Origin of the sequence: Kibdelosporangium persicum, assembly GCF_013280595.1 — a bacterium.
Taxonomy (GTDB): domain Bacteria; phylum Actinomycetota; class Actinomycetes; order Mycobacteriales; family Pseudonocardiaceae; genus Kibdelosporangium; species Kibdelosporangium persicum.
In genome coordinates this window covers 542528-555676 of record NZ_JAAATY010000001.1, presented here as the reverse complement: position 1 = coordinate 555676, position 13149 = coordinate 542528, and the positions used below count along the sequence as shown (strand labels likewise).

Genomic DNA, 13149 nt, shown 5'->3' with positions numbered 1-13149 from the left:
CGCCCGGGTACCCCGAAAATCGCTGGTTCTCACTCCGCCAGGGTGTCGAGAACCTGCTGGCCGTACTTGGCGAGCTTGTTCTCGCCGACCCCGTTGACCCGGCCGAGTTCCGCGAGCGTCCCCGGGGACGACGTCGCGATCTCCCGAAGTGTCGCGTCGTGGAAGATCACATACGCGGGGACGCCCTGCTCCTTGGCCGTCGCCGCACGCCACGCCCGGAGGCGTTCGAACACCGGCGCCGCCTCTTCGGGCATCTCCACGGCCGCTTTCTTGGCGGGCTTGGACGCGGCCTTGGTGGCCTGCTCACGCCGCATCAGCACGGTGCGTTCCTTGCGCAGCACCGAGGCGCTGGCGTCAGTGAGCACCAACGTGCCGTAGTCGCCCTCGACAGCCACCAGGCCTTGGGCGAGCAGTTGCCGGACGACGCCACGCCAGCCGCTCTCAGTCAGTTCCTCGCCGATGCCGAACACTGTCAGCGTGTCGTGGTCGTGCTGGATGACCTTCGCGGTCTTGCGGCCGAGCAGGATGTCGATCAGTTGCCCGGCGCCGAACTTCTGCCGCCGTTCACGCTGCAACCGGTAGATCGTCGACAGCAGCTTCTGCGCGGCGATCGTGCCGTCCCAGGACTCCGGCGGGTTCAGGCACGTGTCGCAGTTGCCGCACGGCGTGGATTCCTGCCCGAAGTACGCGAGCAGCTGCACCCGGCGGCATTCGACGGTCTCGCACAGCGCGAGCATCGCGTCCAGGTGCTGACTCTGCCGACGGCGGTGTGCGTCGTCGCCTTCGGACGTGTCGATCAACTTGCGCTGCTGTACGACGTCCTGCAGGCCGTACGCAAGCCAGGCGGTCGACGGCAGGCCGTCGCGGCCCGCACGTCCCGTCTCCTGGTAGTAGCCCTCGACCGACTTCGGCAGGTCGAGATGTGCGACGAACCGGACATCCGGCTTGTCGATGCCCATTCCGAACGCGATCGTGGCGACCACGATCAGACCGTCCTCACGCAGGAACCGCGCTTGGTTCTGCGCACGGGTCCGCGCGTCGAGGCCCGCGTGGTACGGCACCGCGTCGATGCCGTTGGCCACGAGGAACTCGGCCGTTTTCTCCACCGACGAGCGGGACAGGCAGTAGACGATGCCCGCGTCGCCGTCGTGCTCGGTACGCAGCAGGTCCAGCAGCTGACGCTTCGGGTCGGCCTTCGGCACGATCCGGTACTGGATGTTCGGCCGGTCGAAGCTGGCCACGAAGTGCCGGGCCTCGTCCAGCTTGAGCCGGGTGGCGATCTCGGCGTGCGTGGCCTGGGTGGCGGTCGCGGTCAACGCGATCCTCGGCACCTGCGGCCAGCGTTCGTGCAGGTCGGAAAGGCCCAGGTAGTCGGGCCGGAAGTCGTGTCCCCACTGGGCCACGCAGTGGGCCTCGTCGATCGCGAACAGCGCGATCCGGCCGCGGTCGAGCAGCTCCAGCGTCGCGGGCACGCGCAGCCGTTCGGGCGCGAGGTACAGCAGGTCGAGCTCGCCGGCCTGGTACATCGCCTCGGTCAGCCTGCGTTCCTCGAAGTCCTGCGAGGAGTTCAGGAAGCCCGCGCGCACGCCGAGCGCGTTCAGCGCGTCGACCTGGTCCTGCATCAGCGCGATCAGCGGGGAGATGACGACCCCGACACCCGGCCGGACCAGCGCCGGGATCTGGTAGCAGAGCGACTTGCCGCCACCGGTGGGCATCAGGACGAGCGCGTCACCGCCCCCGGCCACGTGCTCGATGATCGCCTCTTGCTCACCGCGGAAGGAGTCGTAGCCGAACACCCGGCGCAGGACCTCCAACGCCGGGCTCGCGGTCTCGAGCGAAGCCACCCGGTGATCCTAGACGTCCCGCCGCGCGGGTCGCGCCGGGCTCGCGGGCCGGTGACACGATCTTTCCCGGCAAGCGGCCCGTGTGTCTATTGTGGACGGCGCGGCGCCTCGTCAGCCGACCCTGACCAGGCCGGACTCGTAGGCGAACACGACCAGCTGCGCGCGGTCACGAGCACCGAGCTTCGTCATCGCCCGGCTGACGTGCGTCTTGGCGGTCGTCGGGCTGATCACCATGCGGGCCGCGATCTCGTCGTTGGTCAGCCCTTTCGCCACCAGCGCCATGACCTCCCGCTCACGGTTGGTCAGCTGGTCCAGTCCCACGACCGGCCCCGCCTGCGGCGTGCGGGACACGAACTCGCTGATCAGCCGGCGGGTGATGGCAGGAGACAGCAAGGCGTCCCCGCGGGCGGCGACCCGGACGGCCGTGAGCAGGTCCGCGGGATCGGTGTCCTTCACCAGGAAGCCGCTGGCCCCGGCGCGCAACGCGTTGAAGACGTACTCGTCGAAGCCGTAGTTGGTCAGGATCACGACGTGCGCCGAAGCCAGTTCGGGATCGGACGCGATCTGCCGGGTGGCCTCGATCCCGTCCATCACAGGCATTTGGACGTCCAGCAACACGACATCCGGCTTGTGCCGCCGAGCCAGCGAGACGCCTTGTGCGCCGTCGGAAGCGTCCGCGACGACGGTGATGTCGTCCTCCGCGGCCAGCAAAGCGCGGAAACCCGCCCGGATCAGGGCCTGGTCGTCGACGAGAAGGACACGGATCATGAGACCGGCAACTCCGCTCGGACAGTGAACCCACCCGACGAACGAGGCGCCGCCGACAACGCGCCACCCAACGCGGTGATGCGCTCGCGCATACCGATCAGCCCGACCCCGGGGACCGGCTGCGCCGAAGGGGAAGCCGTGCCGTCATCGTCTATCTGCACGGTCAACGAGTGCGCCCCGAATCCAAGGTGGACGGCGGCCGACGTCGCCGAGGCATGCCGGGTCACGTTCGTCAACGACTCCTGCACGATCCGGTACGCCGTGCGATCGATCTCGGTCGGCAACGGGCGCCGGTGCCCGGTGATCGTCAGCCGTACGGGCAGCCCGGTGCTCCGAGTCCGTTCGACCAGGTCGTCCAGCCGGTCCAGGCCGCTGGTGTCCGGTTCGCCACGAAGGACATCCAGCGTCTGCCTCAGTTCACGCATCGCGTCACCGCTGGCTTCCTGGATCGCGACCAGGGCTTCGGGCACCTCCTCGCCGCGTTTGCGCGCCAGGTGCACGGCCACCCCGGCCTGGACCTTGATGACCGAGATGCTGTGTGTCAAGGAGTCGTGCAGCTCGCGGGCGATGCGGAGCCGTTCCTCGCTGCCCCGGCGACGCAGCGTCTCCTCGTGGTTACGGGCTTGGTCGGCGACGCGCTTCTCGCGCAGCCGGGTCGCTTCGCCGAGGACCATCGCCGCGACGAACCAGCCGAGCAGCAAGATCCGGTCCTGGATGTCCTCACGGGCCGGATGCCCCGGCAGCACGAAGACGTTCATGATCACCAGAGTCAGCAGGTACGTGACGCCGGTGCCGATGCCGATCACCCGATGGCCGAACCGCAACGTGGAGTAAAGCGCGCACAGCAACGGCAGTTCGATCGCGACGTCCGGCTTGTCGACGAAGTAGACGTTGATGGTGCAGACCGCGCACAGCAGCAGGACAGCGACCGGGTAACGGCGACGCAGCACGAGCGTCAGCGCACTGGTGAGTACGAGTGTGTAGCCGGTCACACTCATCTGTTTCGGTGACGCTTCCATCGTGGCGACCAGCAGCGCTGTGACGGCGACGGTCACACCGATGTCCACGATCCACTGTCGAGTGCTGCTCACCTGCGCAGACTATCCGGGTGACGCCGTCGCCGGCTGTACTTCAGTCGATGTACGAGCGGCCCTGACTACTTCCCGGGGAGTAGCGCGGGAAGACATCCTCGGCAGGACGCCGGCAGGGCCCGGAAAAGCCAGGATTCCGTGCTGTGAAGAAGAAACCGATGGTGTGGTTGTTACGGACGGCGGGTGTGCTGTTCTTGGTGGCCGTTCTGGGACAGGCGGTGCTGGCGGGCCTGTTCGTGACGGGGGACACCGGTTTCCTGGACGTGCACGAGATCAACTCGACCGTCGTCGGACTGGCGGCGATCGCCTGGATCATCGCGTCGATCGTGCTGAAGGCGCCGTTGCGGATGGTTCTGGTGGGAGTCGCCGCCCTGCTGGCCACGGGCGCTCAGATCGGTCTCGGTCACGCGCGGGGCCTGGGGTTGCACATCCCGCTGGGAGTGGCGCTGTTCGGCGCGGGCATCACGTTGACCACGCTGGCGTTCTCGTATCGCACGGAGCCGAAATGACTTCGAGACGGCGTTTCCTCGGCTTGCTCGCGGGCGCGGCCGTGATCGGCACGACTGGCTTTGTCGTGGGCAGTCAGGCAGGGAACAACGGTTTGCTGCGCAGCAAGAGGCCCTTGCCCCAACGGTTCACTGTGCCCTTGCCGATTCCGCAGGCCGCCAAGCCGACGCGGGTCGACGGCACCACGGAGTACTACACGCTCGTGCAGCGGACCGCCGACGTCGAGATCCTGCCTGGCGTCCGGACGCGGATCTGGGGGTATGACGGGACTTTCCCGGGCCCGACATTCCACTTGCGACACGGACGCCAGGCGGTCGTCGAACTGCGCAACGAACTCGACGCGCCGACATCGATGCATCTGCACGGCGGTGTCACACCGCCGGAGTCCGACGGCTACCCGACCGATCTCGTGAAGCCGGCGGCCACCAAGGAATACACGTATCCGATGCGGCAACGCGCCGCCACGCTGTGGTACCACGACCACCGGATGGATTACACGGCACCACAAGTGTGGCGTGGGCTGGCGGGCCTGTGCCTGGTGAGCGACGCGGAGGAGGAGAACCTCGGGCTGCCGACGGGCCGGTACGACGTGCCGTTGCTGCTGACCGACCGTGCGTTCGACGAAGACGGATCTTTTCTGTACCCGGCACTGCACCATGGCCCCGGGGTGGAGAAGGAATACGCGAACGGCGTTCTGGGAGACGTGATGCTGGTGAACGGCGTGCCGTGGCCGGTGCACGAAGTCGAGCAGACGCGATACCGGTTCCGGATCGTCAACGGCTCCAACGCCCGCAGGTACGACCTGGCCCTGGAGCCGGGCGGAGACCTGATCCAGATCGGCAGTGACGCGGGACTGCTCGACCGGCCCAGGAAGCACCGGAAACTGACCGTCTCACCCGGCGAGCGGTTCGACGTCCTGGTGGACTTCGCCGGCTATCCCGTCGGAACGGAGATCACCCTCGGATCGCTGGTTCGGTTCAAGGTGGTGCGCCCGGGCCCGGAAAGCCCGCCCCTGCCGGAGAAACTGGCCGGCCTGGAGCGGCTCGGCGACCCGGTGGCGACCAGGACGTTCGACTTCCGGACCACAATGGAGCATCACGGTGCGCGCATGTGGACGATCAACGGTGAGATGTTCGACCCGGCGAAATCCCTTGCCACGCCTCAGCTCGGCACGGTGGAACGGTGGCGGCTGTCGAGTGACTTCCATCATCCGGTGCACCTGCACCTCGCGCACTTCCAGGTGGTGTCCCGCGGCGGCAAGGGGCCGGCGGCGCAGGACGTCGGCTGGAAGGACACTGTGGACGTACGCCCGTACGAGGTGGTCGAGGTGCTCGCCCGGTTCGACGGATACCGCGGCCGGTACATGATGCACTGCCACAACCTCGAACACGAGGACATGGCGATGATGGCCAACTTCTTCGTCGGTTGACAGCCTCGCGGAAGGTCTGCCAACCTGGATTCAGGCCGAGAGGCGCTGCAACGGACGGTTCGACTCCGTCCGCCACGCTCGGCCTGATCCACCCGACTGCAAGGGCGCCTCCTTTCACTAGGAGGTGTGTCCTGTGTTGCAGACCGTGAACGGTCTCGAGTTCGCTGTCAAAGACCTCTCGCTGGCGCCGTTCGGCCGCAAGGAGATCGAGCTCGCCGAGCACGAAATGCCTGGTCTGATGGCCATCCGCCGGCAGTACGCGGACACGAAGCCGCTCAAGGGAGCCCGTGTCGCCGGCTCGCTGCACATGACGATCCAGACCGCTGTGCTGATCGAGACCCTGGTCGACCTGGGCGCCGAGGTCCGCTGGGTGTCCTGCAACATCTTCTCCACCCAGGACCACGCGGCGGCCGCGGTCGTGGTCGGCCGGAACGGCACCCCGGAGGCGCCCGCGGGCACCTCGGTGTTCGCCTGGAAGGGCGAAACCCTGGCGGAGTACTGGTGGTGCACCGACCAGCTGTTCCAGTTCCCCGGTGGCCTGTTGCCCAACATGATCGTCGACGACGGCGGCGACGCGACACTGCTGGTCCACAAGGGCGCGGAGTTCGAAGCGGCCGGTGCCGTCCCGCAGCCCACGGCCGACGACAACGAGGAATACCAGCTCATCCTCAAGACGCTGGCGGACAGCCTGGCCCGCGACCCGAAGCGCTTCACGAAGGTCGCCGCGGAGATCCGGGGCGTCACCGAGGAGACGACCAACGGCGTCAAGCGCCTGTACAAGCTGGCACAGGACGGCGAACTGCTGTTCCCGGCGATCAATGTGAACGACTCGGTCACCAAGTCGAAGTTCGACAACAAGTACGGGATCCGGCACTCGCTGGCCGACGGCATCAACCGGGCCACCGACGTGATGCTCGGCGGGAAGCTCGCGGTCATCTGCGGGTACGGCGACGTCGGCAAGGGCGCGGCGGAGTCGTTGCGCGGCCAGGGCGCCCGCGTGGTCGTGACGGAGATCGACCCGATCTGCGCACTGCAGGCCGCGATGGAAGGCCTTGAGGTCGTCGAGCTGGACGACGTGGTGCACAAGGGTGATCTCTTCATCACCACGACCGGCAACTTCGGCATCATCTCCGCGGCGCAGATGTCGCGGATGAAGCACAACGCGATCGTCGGCAACGTCGGTCACTTCGACAACGAGATCGACATGGCCGGCCTGGCGAAGATCCCCGGCATCCAGAAGATCGAGATCAAGCCCCAGGTGCACGAGTGGAAGTTCCCCGACGGGCACTCCGTGATCGTGCTGTCCGAGGGTCGTCTGCTCAACCTGGGCAACGCGACCGGGCACCCGTCGTTCGTGATGTCGAACTCCTTCACCAACCAGGCGATCGCCCAGATCGAGCTCTTCACCAAGCCGGGAGAGTACGAAAAGGACGTCTACCGGCTGCCGAAGCACCTGGACGAGAAGGTCGCCCGGCTGCACCTGGATGCCCTTGGCGTCAAGCTGACCAAGCTGACCAAGGAGCAGGCGGAGTACATCGGCGTGGACGTGGAAGGCCCGTTCAAGCCGGAGCACTACCGCTACTAAGCCTTCCTCGTGGGTACTCGGTCTAAAAATGAGCTGCGGCCGGGTACCCACGAGGGGTCTCACGATCGATCCCGGGGATTCGGGGGACGGCACGCGCAGCGGCCCCCTCGCGAGGAAGTTGTGTGACCGAACCAACTCACGAGAGGGCCGTCGATCACGCTGACCGCGGATGCGGTTCGAGGGTCCTCGTGCCGCGATCGCTTGTGCCAGCGCCAGTTGTGCCAGGGCCGTCCGCGGCCGGGCCTGGCGTTCGCCCGGCCCGGTGGTGCTGTTTCCGCGTCGTCCCGGTCTCCCACGATAACCGCCGACCGGCCAGAATGGAATGACGCCGATCCGGCGAAAAACCCGGTACGCCGCCGCCTCGGTCGAGCTTATGTCCCTGTCGGGTAACAGATGAACGGCACGCCGAAGTGGTGGTTGCCGTCCGCGTAGGCGTCGAACGAGTCCCGGATGGTGCGCTCGCAGTCGGGATCGATCCGCACCAGCAGCGTCGGCCACTCCGCGCCCGGTGCGATGGGCCGGTGGTGGTCGCATTCGATGCCGCCGGTGACGTCCCGGCACGTCCAGCCGTCGCCCTCGTGCCCGAGAACGTGGATTTGGTGGGGCAGTGACAGGAACAGGCGCACGTTGCCCCGGCCGTGCGGGGCTTTCGCCCGGACCGTGAACTCGTTGTAGGAGACGTAGTCGCTGCCGTACCAGATCCCGTCCCGCTCGGTGATGAAGAAGCCCGGTTCCAGCTGGACTTCCAGTCGCTGTTGCGCCGCCGACGCGGAGGAGCCGGACGCCAAGGCCGCCAATAACACTGCCACGGCCAGAGTTGCCGATTTCCGGAACATGTCATCACTCCTGGGTGGATCCCCGGCTCGGTGTCCTGACGTACCCAGATCCAAAGGGTTTCCTGGCCGAGACGCAAATCGATCTTCGCGGGGAGGCCGGTTCGGGGTGCCGCATCCGAAGGAGGCCGGGCGGCCCGGTCATCCTGATACTGTCCGGGCCGACTGGGGGCGTCTGGGGGCAGGGAGGAATGACAATGGATGTGGTCAGGGCCGCGTCACTGATCGTGACAACGCTCTTGCTCGGACTGGTCTCCGGCTTTTTCTACACTTTTTGCATCTCGGTGATGGTCAGTCTGCGGAGCACGGACGACCGCACGTTCGTCGACGTGATGCAGAAGATCAACAGAGATGTGCTGAATCCCAGGTTCTTCCTGACCTTCGTGGGGTCGGCGCTGTTCGGCGTGCTCACGGTGATCCTGTTCATCGGGCAGCCGCTTGCGGTGTTCCTGCCGGTGGTGTTGAGCCTGGTGCTGTACCTGGTCTGCTTCGGGATCACGGTCCGGGGGAACGTGCCGATGAACGTCCGGCTCGATCAGTACGGGCCGCCGGAGGAGATCGCCGACATCGCGGCGGTCCGCAAGCAGTTCGAAGAGCCGTGGAACCGCCTCAACGGGCTGCGGGCCTGGGCCGCGACCCTGGGGTTCGGTGCCGCGATCTGGGCGCTGGTCGCCCACTTCAGCGCCTGAAAACCCTCGTGAGTGGTTATCGGGGTTAGAACCCTGATAACCACTCACGAGGAGGTAAGGTCGGGGTGCATGGCGAGGTATTTCGATGTGCACCCCGACAACCCCCAGCGGCGATCCATCCTGCAGGTGGTCGAGTTGTTGCGACAGGACGGCCTGATCGCGTACCCGACCGACTCCTGTTTCGCACTGGGCTGCCAGCTCGGCAACCGCGAGGGGATCGACCGCATCCGGCAGATCCGCCAGCTCGACGACCGGCACCACTTCACCCTCGTGTGCCAGGACTTCGCCCAGCTCGGCCAGTTCGTCTACGTCGACAACGACGTGTTCCGGGCGATCAAGGCCGTCACGCCGGGCAGCTACACGTTCATCCTGCCGGCGACGAAGGAAGTCCCGCGCCGCATGCAGCACGCCAAGAAGAAGACCGTCGGCGTGCGCATCCCGGACCACACCGTGGCCCAGGCCCTGCTCGCGGAACTCGGCGAACCCCTGCTGTCCAGCACGTTGCTGCTGCCCGACCAGGACGAACCGATGACGCAGGGCTGGGAGATCAAGGAACGCCTGGACAACGTGATCGACGCGGTGATCGACTCCGGCGAGTGCGGCACGATCCCGACCACGGTGATCGACTTCTCGCAGGGTGAGCCCGAGATCGTCCGGGAGGGCGCGGGCGATTTGTCCCGTTTCTCCTGATCGCGAGTCCGGCCGCGGTCGCGGCGGTCGCGAAAGTTTCCGGGGGCGGAATGTCGAAAGCTGTCAGCGGGCACCGACTCATCCGCGAAGGCGCCCGGCACGCGGCGCCGCCGAGAGGAGAGATCACATGAAGTACCTGCTGATCATGAACGTCAACCAGGAGACGATGGCGGCCCTCACCGACGAGGAGCGCGAGGCGATCGGTAACGGGCACCAGAAGTTCATGGACACGATCAAGCAGACCGGCGAGCTGATCGTCACCCAGGCGCTGGCCGATCCGTCGAACACCGTGGTGGTCAGGGCCGGTCAGGGCGCGCCCGTGGTGACCGACGGCCCGTTCGTCGAGTCCAAGGAGTTCATGGGCGGCTTCTACCTGGTCGAGGTGGAGAGCAAGGACCGGGCGGTCGAGCTCGCCACGATGATCCCGGACGTCCGGCACGACGGCTTCGCCGTCGAGGTCAGGCCGGTGATGTTCTCCGCCGGCCTGGAGATGTGACCGCTCGCCTTGAGGACCTGCTGCGTCAGCTGGCGCCGCAGGTCCTCGGCGTGCTCGTCCGCAAGTACGGCCAGTTCGACGCGTGCGAGGACGCCGTGCAGGAGGCACTGCTGGCGGCCAGCATGCAGTGGCGTACCGGCGGGATGCCGGACCACCCGAAGTCCTGGCTGATCACGGTGGCCTCGCGCAGGCTGACCGACCAGTGGCGCAATGAGCAGGCCAGACGCAACCGCGAGACGCTCGCGGCCAGCCAGGAGCCGAGCACGCCGGCCGAACCCCAGGACCACGACGACACGCTGGAGCTGCTGTTCCTCTGCTGCCACCCGGACCTGTCACCGTCCTCGCAGGTCGCCCTGACGTTGCGGGCCGTGGGCGGGCTGACCACGGCCCAGATCGCGACGGCGTTCATGGTCCCTGAGGCCACGATGGGCCAGCGGATCAGCCGCGCCAAACAGAAGATCAGGGCCACCGGCATCCCCGAGCCGGAATGGGGCCGGCGCCTGCAGGTCGTCCTGCACGTGCTGTACCTGATCTTCAACGAGGGCTACACCGCGTCCTCCGGTCCCGACCTGCAGAGTGTCGAGCTCACGGCCGAGGCGATCCGGCTGACCAGGACAGTGCACGCCCTGCTGCCGGACGACGGCGAAGTCGCCGGGCTGCTCGCGTTGATGCTGCTCACCGACGCCCGCATGCCGGCGCGGACCACCGCGGACGGCGGGCTGGTCCCGCTGGCGGAGCAGGACCGCACGCTCTGGAACCGGCGCGAGATCGACGAAGGCACCAGGCTGGTCGACGACGCCATGTCCCGGTTCCCGATCGGTCCCTACCAGCTGCAAGCCGCCATCGCCGCACTGCACGACGACGCCAGGACCCCCGAGGACACCGACTGGCCGCAGATCCTCGTGCTCTACAAGATCCTGTCCCGGATGCGGCCCAACCCGATGGTCACCCTGAACCACGCCATCGCGCTGTCCATGGTGGACGGTCCAGGAGCCGGGCTGGCCATGCTGGCCACATTGGACGACGACAGCCGGCTGTCCGGGCATCACCGGTTGGACGCGGTCCGCGCCCACCTGCTCGAGATGGCGGGCGACCGGGAAGCGGCGCACGCGGCCTACGTGCGGGCAGCCAAGCGGACGAGCAGCATCCCCGAGCAGCGCTACCTGTCGGCCAAGGCCGCGAACTGCCTGAGCGGTCCGGCGGACCTGGCCGGCTCCGCCGATCGGGCCAATCAGCGGTTCCACGGAGATTTTCGGAGAACCACCGGGAACTAGAGTGCTCTGCTGACCGACTACGTGACCGTGAAGGGCCACCTTATGTTCGTCAGGCGCATGTCCGCCGCACTGTTGCTCAGCGCGACCGCGCTGCTGTCCACCGCCGTGCCCGCGCTCGCCCACACCGAGCTGAAGGGCAGCAACCCGGCGAAGGACGCCGCACTGGCCGCCCCGCCGACGCAGATCCAGCTCACCTTCAGCGAGACCGTGCAGGTCGAACCGGGCGCCATCTCGGTGGCCGGGCCCGGCGGGGAGCAGTGGACCGTCGGCCAGGTGACCGTGGCCGCGGAAGTGGTGACCGCCCCGGTCACCCCGGTGGGACCGGCGGGCCAGTACACCATCAGCTGGCGGGTCATCTCGGCGGACGGCGACCCGGTGAGCGGAAAGATCCCGTTCACCCTGACCGTCGCCGCCGGTACGCCGACGCCGACGACCACCAGTGCCCCGCCCACAACGTCGTCGAGCGCGCCGCAGCAGAGCGCTTCGGCGGTGGCGACCGCGACGGCGACCCCCGCGTCCCAGCAAAGTGAGGACAGCGGCGGAATCCCGACCTGGCTGTGGATTGTCGGCGCCGTCGTGCTCGCCGGTCTGGGCGTCTTCGTCGGCCTCAGGGCGGGAAAGCCGAACACGCCAAAGGCCTGAGCGGTTTCCAAGGAGCGGGGCCCGTGAACGCCCCGTGTGTCCGGAATGGACAGTGACCGGCCCTCGTCACCCCTCGTGAGTGTTTATCCGGGTTAGAACACCGATAAACACTCACGAGGGGGTTGGGGTCCCGGTCAGCTTGGAAGGTCGATCACGACACGGTCGCCGCGGGCCAGCACCCTGGTCCGCTCGAGCGGGATGTCCTTTTTGTCCACCGCGATCCGGTGCCACGCCAGCATCGGCTGCACCTGGCTGAGGTCGAGCAACCGCGCCTCGGCGGGCGTCGCGGTGGACAGCTGGATCCGCGTGTCCACCCTGGACGTCCGTTCGGAGAACCACCGCAGTGCGCTGGGCGCTCCCGGTGTCTCGGCCAGCCGGGCGATCGGGATGTGCCGGGACACCAGGCCGAAGGGCCGGTGGTCGACCAGCAGCAGCCTGCCGATGTGCAGCACCAGGTCGCCGGGCTCGATCCCGAGGTCCCCGGCCACCTGCTCGTCGGCGGCCACGACGTCCCGGACCACGTGCACGTGCCCGAATCCCGCGCCCGGCGCGGCCGGGTCGAGGTCGAGGCCGTCGGGGGTGATCCGGCACAGCAGCTTGGATTCGGCCACGTAGGTGCCGCTGCCCCGGCGCCGCGAGACCTTGCCCGCCAGGGTCAGTTCGTCCACCGCGTGGCGCAGGGTCATCCTGGCGATCTCCAGGCGCTCGGACAGCACCCGCTCGGACGGCAGCGCCGACCCCGGCTCCAGGGTGTCGATCAGGGAGACGAGTTCCTTCTTGGCCCGCTCGGCCGCCGACTCCTCGGCGTCCTGCCCGCCCGCCGGGACGGCCTGCAACAGGGGGACCTTGACCCCGTCCCACGTCATGGTGAGCTTGCGGTTGCCCAGCGGCGCGGCCAGCGGCACGCTGCGGGTGGACCGGACCAGGCGCACGTTGTCGCGTCCGGGCACGCCGATCCGGATCACCTCGACGGCGACCGCCCGGCTGTTCTCGGATACTGAGAGGTCGGCGATCCGCTCGTTCTGCTTGTGCGGGACGTGCACGAGCAGCGTGCGGCCACGATCGGCGGTCGACCACAGGCCGAGCGCGGGCGGCCGGCCGGTGTCCGCCGCGCCTGCTGCTTCGGAGAGAGTGAGCGACACGGGAATCTCCTTGAACCTGACGACTACTGCCGACAGGATGACCCGCCCGCGCCGCGCGCCGGGCCGTTCTGATCGCTTTCTGCCCGAAAGACTCCACAGGCGTGCGCGAAACACCGAATTCGTCCACAGTGGACGATGCAACCGGTGTGCCGCCGGGTC

General features: G+C 67.7%; 13 protein-coding genes and 1 riboswitch. Of the genes, 8 read left to right on the top strand and 5 right to left on the bottom strand.

Annotation, left to right across the window (positions count from 1 at the left end; all coding sequences use genetic code 11):
- Window positions 1–29: 29 nt before the first annotated feature.
- The 3 genes from recQ to GC106_RS02550 form a co-directional block, all read right to left on the bottom strand.
- The gene (gene recQ, locus GC106_RS02560) at window positions 30–1844 is read right to left on the bottom strand and encodes a DNA helicase RecQ (RefSeq protein ID WP_173123866.1); all 1815 of its coding nucleotides are present in this window, start codon (window positions 1842–1844) and stop codon (window positions 30–32) included.
- A gap of 111 nt (window positions 1845–1955) precedes the next feature.
- Window positions 1956–2612 (bottom strand): response regulator, encoded by a 657-nt coding sequence (locus GC106_RS02555; protein WP_173123863.1) that lies wholly within the window; start codon window positions 2610–2612, stop codon window positions 1956–1958.
- Window positions 2609–3703 (bottom strand): sensor histidine kinase, encoded by a 1095-nt coding sequence (locus GC106_RS02550; RefSeq protein WP_312872364.1) that lies wholly within the window; start codon window positions 3701–3703, stop codon window positions 2609–2611. Before GC106_RS02550 ends, GC106_RS02555 begins: the two co-directional genes overlap by 4 nt.
- Window positions 3704–3861: 158 nt before the next feature.
- Here GC106_RS02550 and GC106_RS02545 point away from each other — a divergent pair, with 158 nt between their 5' ends.
- The 3 genes from GC106_RS02545 (at window position 3862) to ahcY (ending at window position 7224) form a co-directional block, all read left to right on the top strand.
- Complete coding sequence (locus tag GC106_RS02545) at window positions 3862–4212, top strand: hypothetical protein (RefSeq protein WP_173123861.1); 351 nt, start codon at window positions 3862–3864, stop codon at window positions 4210–4212.
- Window positions 4209–5639: a multicopper oxidase family protein gene (locus GC106_RS02540; protein WP_173123859.1), complete on the top strand. Its 1431-nt coding sequence runs from the start codon at window positions 4209–4211 to the stop codon at window positions 5637–5639. The genes GC106_RS02545 and GC106_RS02540 overlap by 4 nt, the downstream gene beginning before the upstream one ends.
- A 31-nt stretch (window positions 5640–5670) precedes the next feature.
- Window positions 5671–5756: riboswitch (S-adenosyl-L-homocysteine riboswitch) on the top strand.
- Window positions 5757–5763: 7 nt separating this feature from the next.
- The gene (gene ahcY, locus GC106_RS02535; protein WP_173123856.1) at window positions 5764–7224 is read left to right on the top strand and encodes an adenosylhomocysteinase; all 1461 of its coding nucleotides are present in this window, start codon (window positions 5764–5766) and stop codon (window positions 7222–7224) included.
- A gap of 371 nt (window positions 7225–7595) precedes the next feature.
- Here ahcY and GC106_RS02530 read toward each other — a convergent pair whose 3' ends face one another.
- Complete coding sequence (locus tag GC106_RS02530; protein WP_173123854.1) at window positions 7596–8060, bottom strand: hypothetical protein; 465 nt, start codon at window positions 8058–8060, stop codon at window positions 7596–7598.
- Window positions 8061–8344: 284 nt separating this feature from the next.
- Here GC106_RS02530 and GC106_RS02525 point away from each other — a divergent pair, with 284 nt between their 5' ends.
- From GC106_RS02525 to GC106_RS02505, 5 genes are all read left to right on the top strand, one after another.
- Complete coding sequence (locus GC106_RS02525) at window positions 8345–8746, top strand: anthrone oxygenase family protein (protein WP_173123852.1); 402 nt, start codon at window positions 8345–8347, stop codon at window positions 8744–8746.
- A gap of 69 nt (window positions 8747–8815) precedes the next feature.
- The gene (locus GC106_RS02520) at window positions 8816–9436 is read left to right on the top strand and encodes an L-threonylcarbamoyladenylate synthase (protein WP_173123850.1); all 621 of its coding nucleotides are present in this window, start codon (window positions 8816–8818) and stop codon (window positions 9434–9436) included.
- 127 nt (window positions 9437–9563) lie between these two features.
- Window positions 9564–9932, top strand: coding sequence for a YciI family protein (locus GC106_RS02515; protein ID WP_173123848.1), 369 nt, complete (start codon window positions 9564–9566; stop codon window positions 9930–9932).
- Window positions 9929–11206 (top strand): RNA polymerase sigma factor, encoded by a 1278-nt coding sequence (locus tag GC106_RS02510; RefSeq protein WP_173123846.1) that lies wholly within the window; start codon window positions 9929–9931, stop codon window positions 11204–11206. The genes GC106_RS02515 and GC106_RS02510 overlap by 4 nt, the downstream gene beginning before the upstream one ends.
- Before the next feature lie 57 nt (window positions 11207–11263).
- Window positions 11264–11848 (top strand): copper resistance CopC family protein, encoded by a 585-nt coding sequence (locus GC106_RS02505; protein WP_246364623.1) that lies wholly within the window; start codon window positions 11264–11266, stop codon window positions 11846–11848.
- A 134-nt stretch (window positions 11849–11982) separates the two neighbouring features.
- On the opposite strand, the gene GC106_RS02500 is transcribed toward GC106_RS02505, so the two are convergent.
- Window positions 11983–12990, bottom strand: coding sequence for a GntR family transcriptional regulator (locus GC106_RS02500; RefSeq protein ID WP_173123842.1), 1008 nt, complete (start codon window positions 12988–12990; stop codon window positions 11983–11985).
- Window positions 12991–13149: the final 159 nt, after the last annotated feature.